The sequence below is a fragment of the Pseudonocardia sp. genome (assembly GCF_025965585.1).
GTDB lineage: Bacteria > Actinomycetota > Actinomycetes > Mycobacteriales > Pseudonocardiaceae > Pseudonocardia.
In genome coordinates, this window is record NZ_JAOPWR010000536.1 from 1 (window position 1) to 22344 (window position 22344).

The 22344-nt window shown below is 73.3% G+C and carries 17 protein-coding genes; 7 read left to right on the top strand and 10 right to left on the bottom strand.

The annotated features are described in order from the left end of the window. From JWR81_RS33055 to JWR81_RS33065, 3 genes are all read left to right on the top strand, one after another. The coding region (locus tag JWR81_RS33055) for a primary-amine oxidase (RefSeq protein ID WP_297661792.1) at window positions 1-1916 on the top strand (1916 nt) is incomplete at its 5' end. Between the two features lie 2 nt (window positions 1917-1918). Next, entirely contained in the window at window positions 1919-2935 is a 1017-nt protein-coding gene (gene speB, locus JWR81_RS33060) for an agmatinase (RefSeq protein WP_297661794.1), read from the top strand. Between the two features lie 73 nt (window positions 2936-3008). After that, the gene (locus JWR81_RS33065; protein ID WP_297661797.1) at window positions 3009-3368 is read left to right on the top strand and encodes a hypothetical protein; all 360 of its coding nucleotides are present in this window, start codon (window positions 3009-3011) and stop codon (window positions 3366-3368) included. A 3-nt stretch (window positions 3369-3371) separates the two neighbouring features. Here JWR81_RS33065 and treS read toward each other — a convergent pair whose 3' ends face one another. The 3 genes from treS to JWR81_RS33080 form a co-directional block, all read right to left on the bottom strand. Further along, the gene (gene treS / locus JWR81_RS33070; RefSeq protein WP_297661799.1) at window positions 3372-5597 is read right to left on the bottom strand and encodes a maltose alpha-D-glucosyltransferase; all 2226 of its coding nucleotides are present in this window, start codon (window positions 5595-5597) and stop codon (window positions 3372-3374) included. Between the two features lie 140 nt (window positions 5598-5737). Continuing rightward, a complete protein-coding gene (locus JWR81_RS33075; protein ID WP_297661801.1) occupies window positions 5738-6445 on the bottom strand; it encodes a type 1 glutamine amidotransferase in 708 nt (235 codons plus the stop codon). Window positions 6446-6676: 231 nt separating this feature from the next. Then, window positions 6677-7915 (bottom strand): CynX/NimT family MFS transporter, encoded by a 1239-nt coding sequence (locus tag JWR81_RS33080; RefSeq protein WP_297661804.1) that lies wholly within the window; start codon window positions 7913-7915, stop codon window positions 6677-6679. A 95-nt stretch (window positions 7916-8010) separates the two neighbouring features. Between JWR81_RS33080 and JWR81_RS33085 the strand changes: the two genes are divergently transcribed. From JWR81_RS33085 to JWR81_RS33095, 3 genes are all read left to right on the top strand, one after another. Then, entirely contained in the window at window positions 8011-8835 is an 825-nt protein-coding gene (locus JWR81_RS33085) for an SDR family oxidoreductase (protein WP_297661805.1), read from the top strand. A gap of 76 nt (window positions 8836-8911) precedes the next feature. Beyond that, on the top strand, window positions 8912-9406 hold the full coding sequence (locus JWR81_RS33090) for a universal stress protein (protein WP_297661807.1): 495 nt from the start codon (window positions 8912-8914) through the stop codon (window positions 9404-9406). After that, entirely contained in the window at window positions 9403-11118 is a 1716-nt protein-coding gene (locus tag JWR81_RS33095) for a Na+/H+ antiporter (RefSeq protein WP_297661809.1), read from the top strand. Before JWR81_RS33090 ends, JWR81_RS33095 begins: the two co-directional genes overlap by 4 nt. A gap of 32 nt (window positions 11119-11150) precedes the next feature. Here JWR81_RS33095 and JWR81_RS33100 read toward each other — a convergent pair whose 3' ends face one another. The 3 genes from JWR81_RS33100 to JWR81_RS33110 all read right to left on the bottom strand — a co-directional run bounded on the left by JWR81_RS33100 (window position 11151) and on the right by JWR81_RS33110 (window position 14844). After that, a complete protein-coding gene (locus JWR81_RS33100) occupies window positions 11151-12728 on the bottom strand; it encodes a molybdopterin-dependent oxidoreductase (protein WP_297661812.1) in 1578 nt (525 codons plus the stop codon). Window positions 12729-12805: 77 nt separating this feature from the next. After that, a complete protein-coding gene (locus tag JWR81_RS33105; RefSeq protein ID WP_297661814.1) occupies window positions 12806-14464 on the bottom strand; it encodes an acetolactate synthase large subunit in 1659 nt (552 codons plus the stop codon). 14 nt (window positions 14465-14478) lie between these two features. Then, window positions 14479-14844 carry a hypothetical protein gene (locus tag JWR81_RS33110; RefSeq protein ID WP_297661816.1) on the bottom strand — a complete coding sequence of 122 codons (366 nt, stop codon included), beginning with the start codon at window positions 14842-14844 and terminating at the stop codon, window positions 14479-14481. Window positions 14845-14871: 27 nt separating this feature from the next. On the opposite strand from JWR81_RS33110, the gene JWR81_RS33115 reads away from it, so the two are divergent. Continuing rightward, window positions 14872-16839, top strand: coding sequence for an NAD(P)-binding domain-containing protein (locus JWR81_RS33115; protein WP_297661817.1), 1968 nt, complete (start codon window positions 14872-14874; stop codon window positions 16837-16839). A 140-nt stretch (window positions 16840-16979) separates the two neighbouring features. Here the strand turns inward: JWR81_RS33115 and hutI are convergent, their stop codons facing one another. The 4 genes from hutI to hutU form a co-directional block, all read right to left on the bottom strand. After that, window positions 16980-18110, bottom strand: a complete 1131-nt coding sequence (hutI, locus tag JWR81_RS33120; protein WP_297661819.1) for an imidazolonepropionase — start codon at window positions 18108-18110, stop codon at window positions 16980-16982. Between the two features lie 91 nt (window positions 18111-18201). After that, on the bottom strand, window positions 18202-19485 hold the full coding sequence (locus JWR81_RS33125) for a formimidoylglutamate deiminase (protein WP_297661821.1): 1284 nt from the start codon (window positions 19483-19485) through the stop codon (window positions 18202-18204). Then, window positions 19482-20654 carry an allantoate amidohydrolase gene (locus JWR81_RS33130; RefSeq protein WP_297661842.1) on the bottom strand — a complete coding sequence of 391 codons (1173 nt, stop codon included), beginning with the start codon at window positions 20652-20654 and terminating at the stop codon, window positions 19482-19484. The genes JWR81_RS33125 and JWR81_RS33130 overlap by 4 nt, the downstream gene beginning before the upstream one ends. An 11-nt stretch (window positions 20655-20665) precedes the next feature. After that, complete coding sequence (gene hutU / locus JWR81_RS33135) at window positions 20666-22324, bottom strand: urocanate hydratase (protein ID WP_297661823.1); 1659 nt, start codon at window positions 22322-22324, stop codon at window positions 20666-20668. Between the last annotated feature and the right edge of the window lie 20 nt (window positions 22325-22344).

Below are 22344 nucleotides of genomic sequence, written 5' to 3' on the forward strand. Positions count from 1 at the left end.
CCCACCCTCTCGACCCGCTCACCGAGGCCGAGTTCCGGCAGGTGCAGCAGATCCTGCGCCGCGAGCGGGACGTCGCCCGCCCGGCGTGGCGGATCGCATCGGTCGAGCTGCTGGAGCCGGCGAAGGACGTCGTGCGGGCGTATCGCCCCGGCGACCCGGTCGACCGCGCGGCCCGCGTCGTCCTCTGGAACACCGGTGACGGCACGGCGTACGTCACGGTCCTGTCCCTGACCGGCGACAAGGTCGTCTCCTGGGACGCCCAGCCGGGCCGCCAGCCCAACGCCACCATCGACGAGTGGACCGACTGCGACACCGCCATGCGCGCGCACCCCGACGTGGTCGCGGCGCTGGCGGCGCGGGGTGTCACTGACCTCGACCTCGTGCTCGTCGACATGTGGACCTTCGGCGCCCACCTGGTCCCGCCCGCCTACGCGGACCGGCGGATCGGCTGGTGCGACGTGTGGGTCCGCGGTGGCCACGACACCAACCCGTACGCGCACCCCGTCAGCGGGCTGAAGCTCGTGGTCGACCTCAACACCATGGAGCTGCTGGAGATCGAGGCTGGTGACATTCCGGGCGGGCCGGGCGGCGGGTTCCCGGACGTCCAGGGCGAGTACGTGCCCCGGCACGTGCCCGGACTCCTCGAGCGCACCGACCGGAAGCCGCTGGAGGTCGTCCAGCCCGACGGCGTCTCCTTCACCGTCGACGGCCACGACCTCGCCTGGCAGAAGTGGCGCATGCGGATCGGGTTCACCTACCGCGAGGGGCTGGTGCTGCACACCGTCGGCTACGACGGCCGCTCGGTGGCGCATCGCATGTCGTTCGCGGAGATGGTGGTGCCCTACCGCGACCCCTCGCCCGACCACGTCCGCCGTACCGCGTACGACATCGGCGAGTGGGGCCTGGGCTTCATGACCACCCCGCTGGAGCTGGGCTGCGACTGCCTCGGCGAGATCACCTACCTCGACGCCGTGCTGCACGACAGCGCGGGGGAGCCGAAGGTCATCCGCAACGCGATCTGCGTCCACGAGGAGGACAACGGCGTGCTGTGGAAGCACGTCGACTCCCGTGCGGGAGCCGAGGTGCGCCGGATGCGCCGGCTCGTGGTGTCGTTTCACGTCACCGTCGCGAACTACGAGTACCTCGTCTACTGGCGCTTCTACGAGGACGGCAGCATCGAGAGCGAGGTGCGGGCCACCGGGATCATGGTCACCACCCCGTTCGAGGGCGACACCGCCCCGCCCTACGGCACGGTCGTCGACACGCAGACCTACGCCCCGATCCACCAGCACTTCATCGTCGCGCGCCTGGACATGGAGGTGGACGGGCCGGACAACACCGTCGTCATGTCCGAGACGGCCCAGCCGCCGATCGGACCCGACAACCCGCACGGCCTCGCGCTCACCCAGCGCACCGTGCCGCTGCGCACCGAGGACGAGGGCAGGCAGGACTACGACTGGTCCACCCAGCGTGCCTGGAAGGTCACCAACCCGAACAGGCGCAACAAGGTCGGTGCGCCCGTGGCCTACAAGCTCGTGCCCGGCGCCGCGATCCCGCCCATGCTCGACCCGTCCTCGCCGGTCTTCCGGCGCGCCCAGGTGCTCGGGCACACGCTGTGGGTCACGCCGTTCGACGCCGCGCAGCGCTGGCCGTGCGGCGAGTTCGTCAACCAGAGCGACCCCGACGACAACGGGGACGACGGCCTCCCGGTGTGGACCGCGGCGAACCGCTCGATCGAGAACACCGACGTCGTGCTCTGGTACGTCTTCGGCATCCACCACGTGCCACGCGTCGAGGACTGGCCGGTGATGCCGGCCGACACCGTGTCGTTCTGGCTCAAGCCCGCCGGCTTCTTCGACGCCAACCCCGCGCTCGACGTGGCGCCGTCCGGCCCCGACCACTGCTCAGGGAGCTAGACATGGCCCGCTACGGCACCCAGTTCGGGCCCGACATCACCTTCCTCGGCGTCCCGCGCTGCGACTGGACGGACGCCTCCACGTTCGCCGACGCCGACGTCGTGATCCTCGGCGCTCCCTTCGACGGCGGCACGTCGCACCGCCCCGGCACGCGGTTCGGGCCGCAGTACATCCGGCAGAGCTGCTACCTGCCCCACGACGGCTCGCGGCCCTCGCTGGCCCTGCGCGTCGACGGGCTGCGGGACGACCTCACCGTCGTCGACGCGGGGGACGTCGAGATGTACTCCGGCGACGCCGAGCGCTCCGTGCGCGACCTGCAGGAAGCGGTGTACGCCGTCACCAGCGGCGGCGCGATCCCGCTGATCCTCGGGGGCGACCACACCATCGCCTGGCCGGACGCGGCCGGCGTGGCCCAGCACCTCGGTCAGGGCCGCGTCTCGATGATCCACTTCGATGCGCACGCCGACACCGGAGACATCGAGTTCGGCTCGCTCGTCGGGCACGGGCAGCCGATGCGGCGGCTCATCGAGTCCGGTGCACTGCGCGGCGACCGGTTCCTGCAGCTGGGGCTGCGCGGCTACTGGCCCGGCCCCGAGACGCTGAGCTGGATGGCCGAGCATGGCATGCGGTCCTACGAGATGACCGAGATCGTCGAACGCGGGCTCACCGAATGCCTGACCGAGGCGTTCACGATCGCATCGGACGAGTGCGACGGCGTGTTCCTCTCGGTGGACATCGACGTCTGCGACCCCGGGCACGCGCCCGGCACCGGCACCCCCGAGCCCGGAGGCCTCACCGCCCGCCAGCTGCTCGACGCGGTGCGACGCATCGCCTACGAGCTGCCGGTGGTGGGCGTCGACGTCGTGGAGGTCTCGCCGCCCTACGACCACGCCGAGATCACCTCGTTCCTGGCCAACCGTGTGGTGCTCGAGGTGCTGAGCGGGATCGCCAGGCGCCGGAAGGACGCGAGGGACGGGACGACGTGGAACCCGAGGCTGCCGCTCCTGGAGGGTCGCTGACCCTGACGATCAGCTCCGCCCGAGTCCTCCTCTCCGAGAGCCCCGGCTGTGCGCGGCGTCGTACGATCGCCGGGTGCCCGAGCCCGACGACCTCTCCGAGCGCGTGAGCGCGCTGGAGCGCGAGGTGGGCCGCATGCGGGCCCAGCTCGCGGAGGCCACGACGGACGCCAGGGCCGCCCGGGTGCTGGCCTCCGGGGCCGATCGCGATGTGTCCGAGGTCCGTGCCGAGCTGCGCGCCCACACCAGCGCGATCAGCGCCCTGAGGGAGACCCAGATCGACATGAGCCGGGAGATCGACGAGCTGCGGCAGGAGACGCGGCGGGGCTTCGAGGAGACTCGCCAGCAGTTCGCGGAGGTGAGGCGGGGGTTCGCCACCGTCCACGAGGGCATGGCCCGGATCACCGACCTGCTCGACCGGATCACCGGGCCCTGACCGTCAGACGTCCTCGGTGCCCGCCCGCTGCACCAGGAACGAGTGCCCCTGGTGCGGCTCCAGCTCCACCACGAAGCTGTTGAGGTCGTCGACCGTGGTCACGCCCTTGCTCGTGAACATGTCCGACACCTCGCTGCCGGGCACCAGGTGCTCGGACCGCACGGTGCCCGAGACGTGCTCGTCGGCGAAGTTCAGCACCGTGAGGTGCAGCTGGTCGGCGTCGGCGAGCTGGTGCACCAGCACGAGCATGCCCCGGTGCGACACCGCGGGCACGTCGATCTGCTGGGCGACGGCCACCCCGTAGCGCTTGCGCACCGCGAGGATCGCCTGCAGCTGGCGCAGGAAGCTCGTCTCGTCCTCGAGCTGGTCGGGCAGTGACCCGTACAGGCTGGTGCCCCGCGGCATCCCCGCCGACGAGCGGGTGGCACCGGCGTTGACGCCCATCAGGTCGTGGGCGGCGCGGTGGATCCAGCGGGTGTCGCCCTGCTCCAGCAGCTCGGAGACCTCGTCGGGGGGCAGGGTGAGCATCCCGCAGAGGTCCCATCCCGAGAGTGCGAACACCCCGGGCTGCAGCGCGTTGAACATCGCCAGCAGCAGGTGCACGCGCATGATCCGCGCGGTGTCGGCCCCGTCATTGCCGGAGTCGATCGTGGAGAGGTCGGTGATGCCGAGCGTGGCCGCGATGACGGTGGCGGTGGTGCAGGCGATGCCGTTGGTGGTGAACACCAGGTTGTACGGCGCGTTGGCGCCGGTCAGGCGCTCGCACAGGTCGCGGCGCACGCTCTCGGCCAGCTCGCCGCCGGTGATGTCCGCGCCCTTGTAGGTGTAGAGGTCGTCGCGGTGGCCGGTGGCCCAGTGCACGAGCTCGTAGGTCAGCTCGTCGTGGTTCTGCAGCGCGTGCACCAGCGACGCCGGATCCACCCCCAGCTCCAGCGACGTGCGCAGCGTGAGGCGCAGGAACTCGGTGTCCGCCGTGGCCAGCGCGTGGTGGTAGGCGGGCCGGTTGACGAAGTCGTAGGAGAGGTCGGCGCCCGCCTGGGCGGTGGTACGGATGTCGTCGATGGTGAGGTTGAGCTCCTGGAAGGTGAACCCGCCGAGCTTGCGCACCATCGAGCCGATGAGGTGGTTGGCCGCCGCCGAGAGCGGGTGGCCCTCCGACCAGGCCGGGAGCCCCTCGGCGCTCTTCTCGACGCCGAGGAACCCGTTGGCGTCCAGGCGGAGCGCGCCGGAGCCCAGGTCGGCGAGCGAGTGCAGGGCGTCGCCGATCACCAGGCGCATGCCCGCGAAGGACGGGTCGAGCCAGTTGATCGAGGGCTGGCCGTCCTTGAAGTAGTGCAGGTACACCCAGCGGCGCTCGACGCCGTCGGTGCCGACGACCGCGCGGGTGGCGCTCCAGTTGGTCTCCTTGACGCCCTCGGCGTAGAAGATCACCCGCTGCAGCCGGCCGATGATGTAGCCGGCCTTCGCGAGCTGCTCCTCGGTGGCGGCGTCGATGTTCGCGGAGTCCTCGCCCGCCGCCACGTCGGGAAGGATGTTCCAGTCCTCGGGCTCGATCTCCACCATGTGGTAGATGCCCGGGTAGTCGGCGTGCTTCATCTCGGCGAGCCGGAAGTCCGCGCCCTTGCCGGTGTGGCCGGGCACGATGTCGTCGATGATCGTGCCGCCCGACCAGGTGGCCATGCCGCACATCGCCCGGAACTCGGCCTCGGTGCCGAACGCGGGGTCGATCTCGGTGCTCATGCGGTCGAAGTGGCCGTCGACGCTGGGGGTGGTCTGCCAGCCCGACAGGCCGCCCGCGCGCTTGACGGGCCCGGTGTGCGCGGCCTCGATGCCGATGGTCGAGAACGCGTTCCACAGCGCCTCGTCGGCCATCGCTCCGAGGAACGACTCGCCGGGGCGGGTGATGAAGGACAGCGGGTAGGCGGTGAACCACACCGACGCGGTCTCGACGGCCTGGCGCGGGCCGGGGTTCGCGAAGGGGTTCTGCCACATCGTGCCCTGGCCGGAGAACTGGCGGCTGATCTCGTTGGCGTCGGCCAGCATCGACTGGGACAACAGCCACGACACGTACGCCGGGTTGGTGCCGGTGGGCTTGCCGTCCTTGGCCACCGACCGGCGGGCCACCGGCGCCTTGACGCGGGCCCGGTGGCGCAGGCTGCGCGGGCGGGCCGGGTGGAAGTGCTCCGCGTAGGTGATCTCGCTCGGCTCGTGGGACTGCTCGTCGGACAAGACGACTCTCCGTGCAGGGTAGATGAACGGTCAGTGACGGCTGCGCTATCTCGCGCCTCCGCGGGAGGACGTACGCGGGCGCTGCGCCCGACCGCAGCATCCGAACGGGGAACGACTGCGGAGGCGTCCGGGTTCGGCGGTCAGGATGCCGTAACGCCCGCGCGGGCACAGAAGCGCGTCACGAGCGTTCTGCAGGCGGCCGCGGAGGCGTCGGCCCGCGCGGCGATCTCGGCGACCATCGCGGGCACGTCGACCTGCGCCTCGATCTCCGCGCGCACGCCCTCGTCCTCCCACGCGTCCATCCAGGCGCCGAACGCGTCCGGTGTGATCTCCGGGTGGAACTGGACGGCGACGTGGGGTCCGCAGGTGAACGCCTGCAGGCCCACGTCGTTGCGCGCCAGCTGCTGGGCGTCGGCGGGCAGGGTGAACATGTCGTCGTGGAACTGCATCCACTCGCCGCGCGGGAGCAGGTCCGTGTCCGACGAGCCGAGGGCCACGAAGGCGCGCTCGGACCGGGGCGCTCGCCCGACCTTGCCGCCCAGGACGCGCGCCAGGGCCTGCGCGCCGAAGCAGATGCCGAGCACGGGCGTGCCGTGCCCGACGGCGCGGGCGATCAGATCCAGCTCCGCGGCCAGCCAGGGCACCGAGTCGTCGTCGGCCGCCTCGGCGGAGCCGAGCACGACGATCACGTCGACGTCGGCAGGGTCCGGTACCGCGGGAGCGCCTGGCAGCAACGTGGTGACCAGCACGTCGAAGCCCAGCTCGGTGAGCGCCGGACCGACGCTGCCGACCTCCCGCTCACCCCGGCCGGGGACGGCGTCGTGCACGAGGACGAGAGCGGAGGGCACGCGTCCAGTGTGCCTTTTGGAGTGGATCATCGACAGGGCGGGTGACGCTTCCGGTCCGGAAGGTTCCCGGAATGGAGGCAACGCCGAACATGCCTCTGACCTGCGGAGAACCGGACGGATGGGATCCCTCACGGTGGCCGGTGACAGCGGCCGTGGAGCGCCGGACGCGACGGCTCGGGTTCGTCACGGCGACGGCGACGATCGGGGAGCGGCTGGTGGCGCGCTCCCAGATCACGAAGTCCGCGATCGCCATCCGCTGACGCCGCTGACGGCGGGCCTACCCGCGGCCAGGGTGCCCGCGATCGTCAGCGTGGCGACCGACGCGACGACCACGAGCAGCGGGCCGGTCCATGATCCGGTGGCCTCGTGCACCGCACCGACGACGGTCGGCCCGGTGGCGGCCACCAGGTAGCCACCGCCCTGCACCAGCGCCGATATCCGGCGGCTCTCGGTCAGCCCACGGGCCTTGCGGACGACGATCGAGAAGATGACCGTGAAGCCGCCGCCCTGCGCGGCCCCGCCGAGCGCGCACCAGACCGCCCAGTAGTGCGGCGCGAGCAGCAGTCCGAGCGGGAGCAACGCCCACGCCGCGCAGACCACGAGCAGTGCGGGCCGCGGTCCGGCGAACAGGCGCAGTAGTGCGGGCACGCCGAAGGCGCCGACGATCGCGGAGATCTGGAAGACCGACGAGCTGAGCCCGGCCGCGCTCGGGTCCATGCCGAGCTCGTCGCGCAGCAGCAGCGGCAGCCAGGCCGTCACGCCGTAGTAGGCGAACGCCTGGCCGGCGAAGGCGATGGTCAGCGCCCAGACCACCGGCCGACGCCACCACACCGGCCCGGCGGACTCCTCGTCCGCCGCGGTGCCCGCCGCCACGGCCTGCGCGCTGCTGCCTCGGGTGCCCGCCCACCAGAACCCGGCGGCCACCACGGCGAGCGCGCCCCAGGCCAGCAACGCCGAGCGCCACCCCACCGCGGCCGCGAGCGGCACGGTCAGCGAGAGCGTGATCATCGAGCCGACGTTGAGCACGGCGGTGTAGGCGCCGAGCACGATCCCCGCACGCGCGGGCGGGATGTCGCGGCCGATCACCACGGGCACGGCCACGTTCCCGACGGTGATCGCGATACCGATGATGATCGTGCCGACGATCGCCCAGGTCAGGCCGTCGACCGAGCGGAGCGCCGTGCCCGCGAGCAGCACGCCCAGCGCGACGAGCACACCCCGTTCGAGCCCGGCCCGGGCCAGCAGCCACGAGGCCAGCGGGGTGGCGAGGCTGAAGCACAGCACGGGGAGGCTGGTGAGCAGGCCGGCGGTGCCGGCGCCGATCGCGAGGTCGGCGCGGATCGTGTCGAGTACCGGGGAGACGGCGACGATCGGGGCCCGCAGGTTGAGCGCCACCGCCAGGATGGCCAACAGGAGCAGGACCGAGGTGGTACGGGTCGTCACCGGCGGGCGGGGCGGGGCGGTCGTCACTGACCCCATGGTCGACCCCGGATCCGCCCAGCGCACGATGCGGTGAGCAGACACACGGCAGGAATAGCCGTCCCGCGGAGACCGCTGCAGAGAGCATGACTTCGAAGACCTGGTTCATCACCGGTGCCTCGCGCGGCTTCGGCCGTGAGTGGGCCATCGCCGCCCTCGAGCGCGGGGACTCGGTCGCCGCCACCGCACGCGACACCAGCACGCTCAAGGACCTCGCCGAGCGCTTCGGCGAGACGTTCCTGCCGCTGCAGCTGGACGTCACCGACCGTGCCGCCGACTTCGCCGCCGTCGCCCAGGCGCACGAGCACTTCGGCCGCCTCGACGTGGTGGTCAACAACGCGGGCTACGGCCAGTTCGGCCTGGTCGAGGAGCTGTCCGAGGCCGACGCCCGCGACCAGATCGAGACCAACCTCTTCGGGGCCCTGTGGGTCACCCAGGCCGCGCTGCCGTTCCTGCGCGCCCAGGGATCGGGCCACATCCTGCAGGTCTCGTCCATCGGCGGGATCAGCGCGTTCCCGTACGTCGGGATCTACCACGCGTCCAAGTGGGCGCTCGAGGGCATCAGCCAGTCGCTGTCCCAGGAGGTGGCCGGCTTCGGTATCAAGGTCACGCTGATCGAGCCGGGCGGGTTCTCCACCGACTGGGCCGGTTCCTCGTCCCGCACCGCCACTCCGATCGCGGACTACGACGAGTTCCGCAAGGAGATGTTCGCGCAGCGCGCGGCACGCAACTCGACGCCCGGCGACCCGTCGGCCAGCGCGGCCGCCGTGCTCAAGATCGTCGACGCCGAGAACCCACCGCTGCGGATCTTCTTCGGCGAGGGTCCTCTCGACATCGCCACCACGGACTACGAGTCCCGGCTCGCCACCTGGAACGAGTGGCAGCCCGTCTCGATCGAGGCCCAGGGCTAGTTCGGCACACATCTCGATGACCGGCCCAGGTCGCCCGCGGAAGCGGACGGCCCGGGCCGGGTGCATGCTGACGGCCGTGGCGGAGGACGTGTTCGAGGGTGACCGCGAGTCGGAGCGCAATGAGCAGGGGCACGCGTTCGAGCTCGGCACCGACGGCCCCGATGTCATCGTGGTCGGCGTCGACGGTTCGCCCACCTCGCTGCGGGCCGGCGCCTACGCCGCCGGCCTGGCCCGCCGCCAGAACGCGCGGATGGTGGCCGTCTACGTGATCTCCACGCCCGCGATCGCGGGCCTCGCCCCGTCGGCGTCGGGCGCGATCGAGGACAGCATCGACGAGGCGGCCCGCGAGATGCGCGAGCAGGTGCGGGCGGGCGCCTGCTACGTCGGGGTGCCGGTCGAGTACCACGCCGTCCGCGGTGACCCCTACACCGAGCTGACGCGCCTCGCCGACGAGCTGCGCGCCGACGCCGTGATCGTCGGCGCGTCCACGCAGGCGGGGCACCGGCTCATCGGCTCGCTCGCCGTGCGGCTGGTGCGCGCGGGGCGGTGGCCGGTGACAGTGGTGCCGTGAGCGAACCCGGGTTGATGTGCGACGCCACGACCGCCTCGACGGGCGGCTCGGTGGCCGCCCGACGAGATCGGCGCCGGCATCCCGGCACCCGCAGCGACCCGCCGCCGACCGAACGGCAGGCTGGGCGGGTGCAGATCCTGCTCCTCGTCGTCGGGTTGATGCTGGCCGCCGTGCTGCTCGGCGGGGTGGGGGACCGGCTGCACCTGCCGTGGCCCGCGCTCATGGTGGTGCTCGGCGTGGCGGTGGCGTTCGTGCCGGGCCTGCCGGACCGGTTCGCCCTCGAACCCGACCTGATCCTGCCGCTGTTCCTCCCCCCGCTGCTGTTCGCGGCGGCCCAGCGCACGTCGTGGGCGTTGTTCCGGGCACGCTGGCGCAGCATCGCGCTGCTGGCCGTGGCGCTGGTGGCGGTCACGATCGCGGCGGTCGCGGGCACGGCGCTGGCGCTGGTCCCGGGCATCAGCGTCACCGCGGCGATCGCGCTCGGGGCGATGGTGGCCCCGCCCGACCCGGTGGCTGTCGAGGCTGTGGCCGCGCCCGTGAAGATGCCGCGACGGCTGCTCACCGTCCTGCAGAGCGAGGGTCTGTTCAACGACGCGACGGCGTTGGTGGTGTTCCAGGCCGCCGTGATGGCGACGGTGCAGCGCGGCGACCTGAGCGTGCCGGCCCTGGGCCTGCGGTTCGTGGCCGGCGCTGCGGCCGCGGTGGTGATCGGGTGGGTCGTCGCGCGCCTCGCGCGGCTGATCATGAACCGGGTCACCGACACCACCGGGCGCAGCGCGCTGACGCTGGTGCTGCCGTTCGCGGTCTACCTCGCGGCCGAGGAGGTGCACGCCTCCGGCGTGGTCGCGGTCGTGGTGGTCGCGCTGGAACTGCGCAGCGAGGGCGCGCCCGACGAGGCCGCCGAGCGGCTGGTGCAGCGCTCGTTCTGGGACGTCGTCGAGCTGCTGGTCACGGGTGTCGCGTTCGGGCTGATCGGGCTGGACCTGCGGCAGGTCGTGGACGTGGCGGGCGCGGACCTGTGGCGGATGCTCGGGCACGCCGCGGTGGTGTGCGCGGTGGTGATCGGCGTACGGGCGGTGTGGATGGCCGGGGCGTGGCTGCTCGTGCGCCGGTCGTCCGACCCGGCCAGGGCGCCGCGCAAGGGCCGCGAGGCGGTGGTGCTCGGCTGGTGCGGCATGCGCGGGCTCGCGACCCTCGCGCTGGCTCTGTCGCTCCCGCTGACGACCAGCGACGGCGCCCCGTTCCCCGCCCGCGACGAGCTGCTGGTGATCGCGTGCGTCGTGCTCGTGGTGACGCTGCTGCTGCCCGGGTTCACGCTGCCGCTGCTGGTCCGCGTCCTGGGGGTGGCCGAGGACGCCGACGCAGAGCACGCGGCCGAGCGCACGGTGGCCCGGCGTGCGCAGAAGGCGGCGCTGGCCCGGCTCGCCGAGGAGGAGCGGCACGTCGACCTGCCCGACGAGGTCGAGGCCGTGCTGCACGACCGGATCGCCCGCCTCGAGGGCCTGCTCCGCGGCGAACCGGCGTCGGAGGAGGAGCGCGACCGGGTCGAGACGTGGCGCAAGGGGCGCGCCACCGCGCAGCGCATCCAGGCGTTGACGTTGGCCGCAGCCCGGGAGGAGGTGCTCATGGCTCGGCGGGAACCGGGCATCGACCCGGAGGCCGCCGACCGCGTGCTGCGCCGCCTCGACCTGCGCACCGTGCTGCTGGACTGAGCGCTCCTGGGCTGAACGCGTTGCCGGACCGATCAGCGTGCCGTGACCGAGATGGCCGGGTAGCCCGACGCGCCGTTCGGCACCGGGTCGGCCACGGTCGAGGTCTGGAGCAGGCCCGCCCCGTTGGTGGCCCGCGCCTGGATGACGTGCCGGCCGGGCGCCAGTTCCACGACGAGACGCCACATCCGCCAGGTGTCGCCGCTGACCTCGGTGGCCAGCTGGGCGACCTGCCACGCACCGTCGTCGACCTGCACCTCGACCTTCTCGATGCCGTCGGGCTGGGACCAGGCGATGCCGGCGACCGTCACCGGCCCGGCCTTCGGGGACGAGGAGCCGCGGGGGGTGTCGATGCGGCACTCGGTCTTGATCGGTCCCTCCGACGACCAGCCGCGGTCCACCCAGTACGAGCTGGCGGCCTCGAAGGTGGTCACGTTCAGGTCGGTGACCCATTTGGTGCCGGAGACGTAGCCGTAGAGGCCCGGCACCACCATCCGCACCGGGAACCCGTGCTCGGGCGGCAGCGCCTCACCGTTCATGCCGACCGCGAGCAGGGCCCCGCGGCCGCGCTCCATGATCACGTCGGTGGGGGTGCCCGCCGTCCAGGAGTCGCTGCTGGTGCTCAGCACCTGGTCGGCGTCGGGGTGCACGCCCGCCTCGAGCAGGATCGAGCGCAGGTCGACGCCGATGAAGTTCGCGGTGGAGATGAGGTCGCCGCCCACCTCGTTGGAGACGCACAGCATCGTGATCGTGCGCTGCAGCAGCGGCCGGGCCATCAGCTCGTCGAACGTCAGACGGATCTCGGTGTCGACCATGCCGTGGATCCGCAGCGACCAGTCCTCGGCGGTGAGCCGGGGGATCCGCAGCGCGGTGTCGATCCGGTAGAAGTCGGCGTTGGCCGTCAGGAAGGTGGGGGTGCCCAGCTCCGGGTACGCCGCCGAGGCCGGGACAGCGGGAGCCCGCTCGGCCGGCGTGGCGCCGGCCAGCCGCCGCGTGACGGCGTCGCGGGAGCCGCTCGCGTCACCGCCCAGCAGCTGCCCGATGCCGGCGGTGGCCAGCGCGCCGACCCCGACGGCCGCAGAGGATCGCACGAGCAGGGCGCGGCGCGAGATCCCGCCCGTCCGCGCCGGTGCGTCCACGCTCAGCGCGAGCGCGTGCAGCCTCCGCAGCACCGTGACGCCGGTGCCGAGCGCTGCCACGGGGGCGAGCAGGTCCAGCGGCGCGAACGTCGGGGCGAACATCACCCCGGCGACGCCCAGCAGCCCGAGCACGCTCACCACGACCACCCCGGGCCGCGGCACGCGCCGGGACACGAGCCCCGCGCCGATCGCCACGAGCAGCAGGACGACACCCACACCGGTGAGCAGCACGGTCTTGTCCGAGGTGCCGAACGCGGTCTTGGCGAACTCGACGAGCCACGGCGGCGCGAGCCGCACGACGGCGTCACCCACCGCCACGTACGGTGACGACGCGGGCGACACGATCCCCGCCACCAGGTGCCCCACGCCGAGCGCCGCCGCCACCGACAGCACACCGAGCAGGGCGGCGTAGCCGCGGGTGAGGCGGGGCGGGACCGGTGTGCCGGTCGGGGGCGGGGTGGTGGTCGTGCTCACGCGCCCAGTGTGTCCTCACCCGGGGTCCCCGGCGCCGGTCAGTCCTTACGGGTCCGTGGTGGGAGCGGACACGAGGCTCAGAACGGGCCCGTCAGCTCGCCCAGGCGCGTGGTGAGGCGGATGTTCTCCGAGTAGTCGACGGGGCAGGCGATCACGGAGACGCCGTCGTCGGCGAGCGCGGCCTGCAGGACGGGGAGCAGCTCGTCGGCGGCACCGATGCGGTAGCCCGTCGCGCCGAAGCTCTCGGCGTAGGCCACGAAGTCGGGGTTCTGGAACCGCACCGAGGAGTGCCGGCCCATCTCCAGGTCCATCTTCCACTCGATGAGCCCGTAGGCGTCGTCCACCCAGACCAGCACGGTGAGCGGGACGCGCTCGCGGATCGCGGTCTCGATCTCCTGGCTGTGCATGAGGAACGCGCCGTCGCCGACCGCGGCCAGGGTGCGCACCTCCGGCCGGGCGAGCGCGGCGGCGATGGCGCCGGGCAGCGCGAAGCCCATGGTGGACAGGCCGTTCGACAGCAGGCAGGTGTTGGCGGCGTAGGTCGGGTAGAGCCGCGCCATCCACATCTTCACGGCGCCGGTGTCAGCCAGCACGATGTCGTCGCGGCGAAGCGCCGCCCGGGTGTCGACGACGACGCGCTGCGGGCTGAGCGGGAACCGGTCGTCGGCGGCACCGCGCTCCAGCTCCTCGGCGAGCAGCGCGCGGATCTTCGCGGTGCCCGGCGCCACCTCCGGCGGGCGGGTGACCGCGGCGCGCAGCGCGTCGAGGGAGCGGGGGATGCCGCCCTCGATGCCGACGGCCACGGGGTAGTGCACGTCCACCTCGGCGGCGAAGCGGTGCACGTGGATGATCTGCTTGTCGCCCAACGGGTTGATCTTGACGGGGTCGAACTCCTGCAGCTCGTACCCGACGGCGACGATCACGTCGGCCTCCGCGAACTCGAAGTTCACGTAGTCGTCGCGCATGAACCCGATGGCGCCCAGGGCGAGCGGGTGGTCGTCGGGGAACACGCCCTTGCCGTGGAACGTGGTGGCCACCGGCACCTGCCAGTGCTCGGCCAGCGCCACGAGCGCCGCGCCGGCGTCGTCACGGGCGGCGCCGTGCCCGGCCAGTAGCACCGGCCGTCGCGCGGCGTTCAGGATGTCCGCCGCGCGCTGCACCTGCCCGGGAGAGGGCTCCTCGGCGCGGACGCGGGCCGGCGGCAGCGGCATCGCACCCTCCGGCGCGGGCGCGGCCTCGACGTCCTGCGGCACCGCGAGGTAGGTGGCACCCGGCCGCTCGGTCTGCGCCGTCTTGAACGCGCGGCGCAGCATCTCCGGCACCGCGGCCGGCCCGGGCACGAGGTCGGCCCACTTGGTGATCGGCCGGAACATCGCCACGAGGTCGACGGCCTGGTGCGACTCCTTGTAGATCCGGTCCAGCCCCACCTGCGCCGAGATCGCCACCACCGGCGTGGAGTTGGTCTGGGCGTCGGCGACGCCGAGCTGCAGGTTGATCGCGCCGGGGCCCAGGGTCGCGCTGGTCACCCCGGCCCTGCCGGTGATCCGCCCGTACATCTCGGCCATGAACGAGGCGGCCTGCTCGTGGCGGGTCAGGACGTACCGGATGGGGGAGCGCTCCAGCGCGTCGACGAAGTGGATGTTCTCCTCGCCGGGGATGCCGAAGACGAACTCGACGCCCTCGGCCTCCAGACAGTGCACCATCAGTTCCGCAGTGGTCTGCTCGTCCTGGGCCATGGGCCCGACCCTAGTTACTTCTCGTCCAGCCAGCCGTACACCGTCTGCGGGGAGACGCCCAGCGCGCGGGACATCGCCCGCACCTCCGCGCCCGCGGCCTTCCCCCTGCGGGCGAGCTCGCGCTGCCGGGCGCGGAGCTCGTCGATCTCTGCGGCGACGCCCTCCATCTCCGCCAGCAGCGCCACCGCCTCCGGGCTCGCCCCCGCCCGGGCGCGCCCCACCCCGGGGCGGGGGTAGGTCCGGACGGCGTCGGGGTCCCAGCGCTTCTCGTCACCCGGGAGCGGCGCCGGTGCCTGCCCGCGGGACACGTACCCGAGCCAGGTGGGCGTCTTCACACCCCACGCCGCGGCGCACTCGTCGCTGCTCCAGGTCTCCGTCACGCGACCATCGTTGCGTACGGTCGGCTGGTGACGAGACCGACCGCGACCGACGACGAGCTGCGGGAGGCTCTCCGCTCGGCGAACATCCCCACCCTGCTGCTCTCGCTCGTGCAGATCACGGGTGACGAGCGCTGGCTCGCCGATCCCTACCGGCCGACCCGCACCCTCGCACTCGACGACAACGACACCGGCGGCCTGCCGCCGGAGCGACAGGCGGAGGTCCGGGCCGCGGCGCTGGACACGTTGCGGGGGCTCCGGGGGCCCGTGCCCCCACCGGCCGACGACCGGATCCCCGCGCTGCTGTCGGCGGCGATGGGGGAGCGGGTGCCGCCCGAGTACGGCACGGCGATGGCCGAGGACGGCGGCTTCCGATCACCACCGTGGCTCACAGCCGCGCCGCTGGAGAACGACCTGCGGGTGCTGGTGATCGGCGCCGGCATCTCCGGCATCGCGATGTCGGTCGCGCTGCAGCGGATGGGCGTCGCGCACACGATCGTCGAGAAGAACGCCGCCGTCGGTGGCACCTGGCGGGACAACACCTACCCGGGCGCCGGTGTGGACACCCCGTGCCACCTCTACTCGTTCTCCTTCGCGCCGCGCGCGGACTGGACGCGCTACTTCGCGAAGCAGCCGGAGATCCTGCGGTACCTGGAGTGGGTCGGGCGCGAGTACGGCGTGACCGACCACGTCCGGTTCGACACCGAGGTCGTCTCCGCGACATGGGACGAGCCGTCGGCGACCTGGGAGGTGATCACCCGTGGCCGTGACGGATCGGAGGAACGCGAGGTCGTCGATGTCGTGATCAGCGCCGTCGGGCACTTCAACCGGCCCGTGGTGCCCGACCTGCCCGGCCGCGACACGTTCCCCGGCCCCGCCTTCCACACCGCCCGCTGGGCCCACGACGTCGACCTCGCCGGGAAGCGCGTCGGCGTGATCGGCGTCGGCGCGTCCGCGATGCAGGTGATCCCCACGATCGCCGACGGAGCCGAGGAGCTGGTGGTGTTCCAGCGCTCGCCGCAGTGGGTTGTGCCCAACGGCAACTACCTGCGCGACGTGGACGCCCACACCCGGCTGCTGATGGAGCAGGTGCCGGGCTACCGCAGCTGGTACCGGCTGCGCCAGATGTGGATGTATCAGGACAAGCTGCACGCCACGCTGCACAAGGACCCGGACTGGCCGCACCCGGAGCGCTCGCTCAACGCCGCCAACGACAAGCACCGCGTGTTCCTCACCCGCCACCTCGACGCCGAGCTCGCCGGCGCACCCGGGCTGCGGGAGAAGGTGCTGCCCGGCTACCCGCCCTACGGCAAGCGGATCCTCATCGACAACGACTGGTTCGCCACGCTGCGGCGCGACGACGTCGAGCTGGTGGCCTCGGGCGTCCGGGAGATCGACGGGGCCGCGGTCGTCACCGACGACGGCGCGCGCCACGAGGTGGACGTGCTCGTGTACGCCACGGGCTTCTCGCCGCGCAGGATGCTGTACCCGCTCACGATCCGCGGCCGGTCGGGCGTGCCGCTGCGCGAGCAGTGGGGCGAGGACGACGCGTATGCCTACATGGGCATGACCGTGCCGGACTTCCCGAACCTCTTCGTCCTCTACGGCCCCAACACCAACCTCGGGCACGGCGGCAGCACGATCTTCCACGCCGAGTGCCAGGTCACGTTCATCACGGGCCTGCTCCGGCGGATGATCACCGACCGGCTCGCGACCGTGGAGGTGCGGGCGGAGGTGTGCGAGGCCTACAACGACCGCGTCGACGCCGCTCACGAGCAGATGATCTGGACCCACCCGGGCATGACCACCTACTACCGCAACGCGCGGGGCCGGATCGTCACCACCACGCCGTGGCGCCTGATCGACTACTGGGCGATGACCCGGAAACCGGACCTCGACGACTTCCAGCTGACGCCCCGTCAGACGTGCTCGGACGCCGCGTCCTCCAGCCAGGCCGCCGGCCGCGCGGCGCAGGAGGCGCGGACGGGCAGCCGGTAGTCGTTCTCCCCGACCGCCCGGCGACGGCGATGCCGCCGGCCGCGGGCGGTCCGACGACGGCGGGTGAGCCGTCCGGAGGAGTCGACATGCGGGCAGCCTTTCCGCACCCGGCCTCCCCGGGCCGGCACCCGCGCGGAGCGTCAGAGCGCCCGGGCGATCGGGACCCCTGGGCGGTAGGCGAGGTGGAGGTGGCTGGGGGCGTCGAGCACGGTGAGGTCGGCCCGCATCCCGGGCGCGATCACCCCGATGTCGGTGCGGCGCAGCGCCTGCGCCGCGCCCGCGGTGGCCGACCACAGCGCCTCGCCCGGCGTCATCCCCATCTCCCGGACGGCCAGCGCGATCATCAGCGGCATCGACGACGAGAAGCACGTGCCGGGGTTGCAGTCGGTGGCCAGCGCGACCGAGACGCCCGCGTCGAGCAGCCGCCGCGCGTCCGGGTAGGGCGAGCGGGTGGAGAACTCGACCCCGGGCAGCAGCGTGGCCACGGTGTCGCCGCCCGCGAGAGCGTCGAGGTCCGCGCTGGTCAGGTGCGTGCAGTGGTCGACGCTCGCAGCGCCCAGATCCACGGCCAGCACGACGCCCGGCCCCGCGGCGAGCTGGTTGCCGTGCACCCGCAGCCCCAGCCCGGCGGCGCGGCCGGCCTCCAGCACCGTGCGGGCCTCGTCGGCGTCGAAGGCGTGCGGACTGGCGGGCTCGCAGAACACGTCGACCCAGCGGGCGTGCGGCGCGCAGGCCGCCAGCATCTCGCCGGCGACGAGCTTCACGTAGGCGTCGCGGTCGGCGCCGGCGGGCACCACGTGGGCGCCGAGGAACGTCGTCTCCGGGGTGACCTCGGCGGCCAGCGCGAGGGCGCGGCGCTCGTCGTCGACGGTGAGGCCGTAGCCGCTCTTGATCTCGACGGTGGTGGTGCCCTGCGCCCGCATCTCGGCGACGCGACGGGCCAGCAGCGCGCGCAGGTCGTCGTCGGACGCGGCGCGCGTGGCAGCGACCGTGGACGCGATGCCGCCGCCGTCGTACCGCTCGCCGGCCATGCGGGCGGCGAACTCGGCCGACCGGTCCCCGGCGAACACGAGGTGGGCGTGGGAGTCGACGAACCCCGGCACGACCGCGCGACCGCCGAGGTCGACACGGTCGTCGGCGGCCGGGGCGGAGGCCGCCGGCCCGACCCAGCAGATCACGCCCCGATCGTGGACGAGAGCGGCGCCGGTGAGCGTGCCGAGCGCGAGGTCCTGGGTGACGAGCTCGCCGATCCCGGTGACGAGGGTGCTCACGGCGCCATCCTGACGCCGACCCGCCGCGCGCGTCGTGCACGCCACGCACGCGTCGCTGCGCGAGTGCGGGGCGGGAACGCGCTCGCCGGCCTCACCGGTCGGCCCAGAGCGGCGTGATCGCGTCGCGGAGCAGGGCACCGACGTCGCCGAGGCGGTGGTGGCCGCCCTCGACGATCGGGTCCCCGTCCACCAGCACCGTGTCCACGTCGGCGGCGGTGGCGGCGAGGAGGATCTGCACCGGATCGCAGCCCGCGGTGCGGACGGTGTCGGTGTGGATCGCCACCAGGTCCGCGGGCGCGCCCCACTCCAGCCGCCCGGCGTCGCGACGCCCGAGCGCGGCGTGGGCGGTGAGCGCGGCCAGCAGGTCATCGGGGGTGAACCGGCCGCGTTCCCCCGAGGCCAGTCGCTCGTGCATCTCCAGTACCCGGGCCTCCTCGACGAGATCGGTGACGGCCTGCTGGTCGCTTCCCAGCGACAGCGCCACGCCCGCGTCGCGCAGCCGCCGGGCCGGGCCGATGCCGTCGGCCAGATCGCGCTCGGTGGTGGGGCAGAAGCACGCTCCGGTGCCCGTGGCGGCGAGCAGTGCGACGTCGTCGCCGGTCAGGTGGGTGGCGTGCACGGCCGTGGTGGTGGGGGAGAGCACGCCCTCGGCCGCGAGCAGCGCCGTCGGGGTGAGCCCGTGGTGGGCGATACACGCCGCGTTCTCGGCGGGTTGCTCGGAGAGGTGGACGTGCAGCGGACGTCCGGCCGCGGCAGCGGCGACGGTCTTCAGCGCGGCCCGCGGCACGGCGCGGACGGAATGCACCGCCACCCCGTCCGCGCCGGCGGCCCGCAGAGCCCAGGCGTCGACGTCGGGGTCGGCGAAGCGGCGCTGCACCTCGTCCAGGCCGGTGTCGAAGCCGCCGGCGAGGTAACACGTGTCGAGCAGCGTCAGCCGGAGGCCGGCCTCGGTCGCGGCCGCGCGGAGCGCGTGGTCCATGGCCTGCGGGTCGGCGTAGGGGCGGCCACCCGGAGCGTGGTGCAGGTAGTGGAACTCTGCGACGGCCGTGACGCCGGCCAGCGCCATCTCGGCGTAGGTCGCGCGGGCCAGCGCCAGGTAGGAGTCCGGGTCGAGCCGGGACGCCACCGCGTACATCCGCTCCCGCCAGGTCCAGAACGTGCCACCGCGGTCGTGGGTGCGCCCACGCAGGGCGCGGTGGAACGCGTGGCAGTGGGCGTTTGCGAAACCGGGGAGCACGACGCCGGGCAGCCGGACGGCGTCCCCCGCGCTGGTGCCGGGGGTGACGGAGGCGAACCGCCCGTCCGCCACGGTCAGGGTGACGTCGGTGGCGGGGCCGTCCGGGAGGAGGGCGTGCGCGGCCCAGTACCGGCTCATCGGGCCAGGTCCTCCACCACCGCGGCCAGGGCGCGGACGCCGGCGTGGCAGTCGTCGGTCTCGGCGTGCTCGGCGGGCGAGTGCGAGACGCCCGTGGGGTTGCGGACGAACACCATCGCGGTCGGCACCCCCGCCGAGGCCAGGATGCCCGCGTCGTGGCCGGCGCCCGTCGCCAACACCGGGGCGCCGTCGAGGAGGGTGGCGAGACGGGTGGCGATACCCGCGGGGAACGCGGTGATGTCGGTCCACGACTCCTCGGTGACCGTGCCGCGGTACGTCTCCGCCAGCGCGGCGAGGTCGGCGACCATCGCCCGGACGCGCTCCTCGTCGTCGCCGCGCGCGTCCAGCCACGCCGTGACATGCGACGGGATCGCGTTCACCCCGTTCGGCTCGACGCGGACCTTTCCGCAGGTGGCCACCGCGTCGTGCTCCTCGGCGGCCTCCCGCGCCGCCAGGACGAACGCGGCGAGCGCCAGCATCGGGTCGTCGCGGTCGGCGAGCAGCGTGGTGCCGGCGTGGTTCGCCTCGCCGGGGAGGTCGAGGCGCCAGCGCCCGTGCGGCCGGATCCCCGAGCCCACCGCCACCGGCCGGTCCAGGTCGGCGAGCCCACGACCCTGCTCCACGTGCAGTTCGACGAACGTGCCGACCCGCTTCAGTGTCTCCGCGTCCGGGCCGAGATGAGCGGCGTCGTGCCCGGCGCGGGTCATGGCCACCGCCATGGTCACGCCGTCGGCGTCGGTCAGCCCGCGGGCGCGATCGGCGTCCAGCGCGCCGGTGAGGATCCGCGACCCGGCGCACGCGATGCCGAACCGCGCGCCCTCCTCGTCGCCGAAGTGGGCGACGGCGATCGGCCGCGCGGGGCGAAACCCCCTGTCCCGCAACGCATCCAGCGCCGCGAACGCCGAGACGACACCGAGTGGGCCGTCGAACGCGCCGCCGTCGGGCACCGAGTCGAGGTGCGAGCCGATCACCAGGCCGGGGCCGTCGGCGTCCGGGTCGCCCCACCAGGCCCACTGGTTGCCGGCCCGGTCGGTCACGACGTCGAGCCCGCGCCGGTCGGCCTCGCCCGCGAACCACTCGCGCAGCGCCGCGTCCTGCGCGGTCCAGGCGTGTCGCCGGTAGCCGCCGCTGCGCCCGTCCCGGCCGACGGACGCGAGCGCCTCCCACATGCCGTCGAACGTCACGAACCCTCCCGCATCGGCAGACGCAGGCCCTGCTCGGCGGCCGTGTCCACGGCGGTGTCGTAGCCGGCGTCGGCGTGGCGCAGGACGCCCGTCCCGGGGTCGTTCGTCAGCACGCGCGCGATCTTCCGCGCCGCGAGCGCGGTGCCATCGGCCACCGTGACCTGGCCCGCGTGCAGCGAGCGGCCGATGCCGACGCCACCGCCGTGGTGGATCGACACCCAGCTCGCGCCCGACGACGCCGCCGTCAGCGCGTTGAGCAGCGGCCAGTCGGCGATGGCGTCGGAACCGTCGGCCATGGCCTCGGTCTCACGGTAGGGGGAGGCGACGGAGCCGGTGTCGAGGTGGTCGCGGCCGATCACGATCGGCGCCGACACCTCGCCCGAGGCCACCATCTCGTTGAACCGCAGGCCTGCCTTGTCGCGCTCGCCCTGCCCGAGCCAGCAGATGCGTGCGGGCAGGCCCTGGAAGGCGACCTTGTCCTGGGCGGCGCGGATCCAGCGGTGCAGGTGGTCGTTGTCCGGGAACAGCTCCAGTACGGCCTTGTCGGTGGCGTGGATGTCGGCCGGGTCGCCCGAGAGCGCCACCCAGCGGAACGGGCCCCTGCCCTCGCAGAACAGCGGCCGGATGTAGGCCGGCACGAACCCCGGGAAGGCGAACGCGCGGTGGTAGCCGCCCTGGCGGGCCTCGTCGCGGATCGAGTTGCCGTAGTCGAACACCTCGGCGCCCGCGTCCTGGAACCCCACCATCGCCTCGACGTGCCGGGCCATCGACTCGCGCGCCCGGTCGGTGAACTCCTCGGGCTTGGCGGCGGCGTAGTCGGGCCAGTCGTCGAGGGCGACGCCGGTGGGGAGGTAGGACAGCGGGTCGTGCGCGGAGGTCTGGTCGGTGACGACGTCCACCTCCACGCCGCGACGCAGCAGCTCCGGCAGCACCTCGGCGCAGTTGCCGACGACGCCCACCGACAGGGCCCGGCGCTCGGCTCTGCTCTGCGCACACAGACGCACCGCCTCGTCGAGCGAGCCGGCCAGCACGTCGAGATACCGGTGCTCGACACGGCGCAGCAGCCGGGCGCCGTCGACGTCGACCACGAGGCAGACGCCGCCGTTGAGCGTGACGGCGAGGGGCTGTGCCCCGCCCATCCCGCCGCATCCGCCGGTGACGGTCAGCGTCCCGGCGAGGGTGCCACCGAACCGCTTGGCCGCCACGGCGGCGAACGTCTCGTAGGTGCCCTGCAGGATGCCCTGGGTGCCGATGTAGATCCACGAGCCGGCGGTCATCTGGCCGTACATCGTCAGGCCGAGCTTCTCCAGGCGCCGGAACTCCGGCCACGTCGACCAGTCGCCGACCAGGTTGGAGTTGGCGATCAGCACCCGCGGCGCCCACTCGTGCGTGCGTAGCACCCCCACCGGCTTGCCGGACTGGACGAGCATCGTCTCGTCGTCGGCCAGGGTGGTCAGCGTCGCGACCATCGCGTCGAACGAGCGCCAGTCCCGGGCCGCGCGTCCGGTGCCGCCGTAGACGACGAGGTCGTCGGGCCGCTCGGCGACCTCGGGGTCGAGGTTGTTCTGCAGCATGCGCAGCGGGGCCTCGGTCTGCCACGACCGCGCGGTGAGCGTGGTGCCGCGCGGGGCGCGGACGGGACGGGCGCCTTCCATGATCTCCCCTGGATGTCGGT

Excerpts from the sequence above, each read along its gene's own strand:
- speB (WP_297661794.1), top strand. The coding sequence starts at position 1,919 with ATGGCCCGCTACGGCACCCAGTTCGGGCCCGACATCACCTTCCTCGGC.
- JWR81_RS33085 (WP_297661805.1), top strand. The coding sequence starts at position 8,011 with ATGACTTCGAAGACCTGGTTCATCACCGGTGCCTCGCGCGGCTTCGGC.
- JWR81_RS33105 (WP_297661814.1), bottom strand. The coding sequence starts at position 14,464 with ATGGCCCAGGACGAGCAGACCACTGCGGAACTGATGGTGCACTGTCTG.
- JWR81_RS33125 (WP_297661821.1), bottom strand. The coding sequence starts at position 19,485 with ATGAGCCGGTACTGGGCCGCGCACGCCCTCCTCCCGGACGGCCCCGCC.
- JWR81_RS33130 (WP_297661842.1), bottom strand. The coding sequence starts at position 20,654 with ATGTGGGAGGCGCTCGCGTCCGTCGGCCGGGACGGGCGCAGCGGCGGC.
- hutU (WP_297661823.1), bottom strand. The coding sequence starts at position 22,324 with ATGGAAGGCGCCCGTCCCGTCCGCGCCCCGCGCGGCACCACGCTCACC.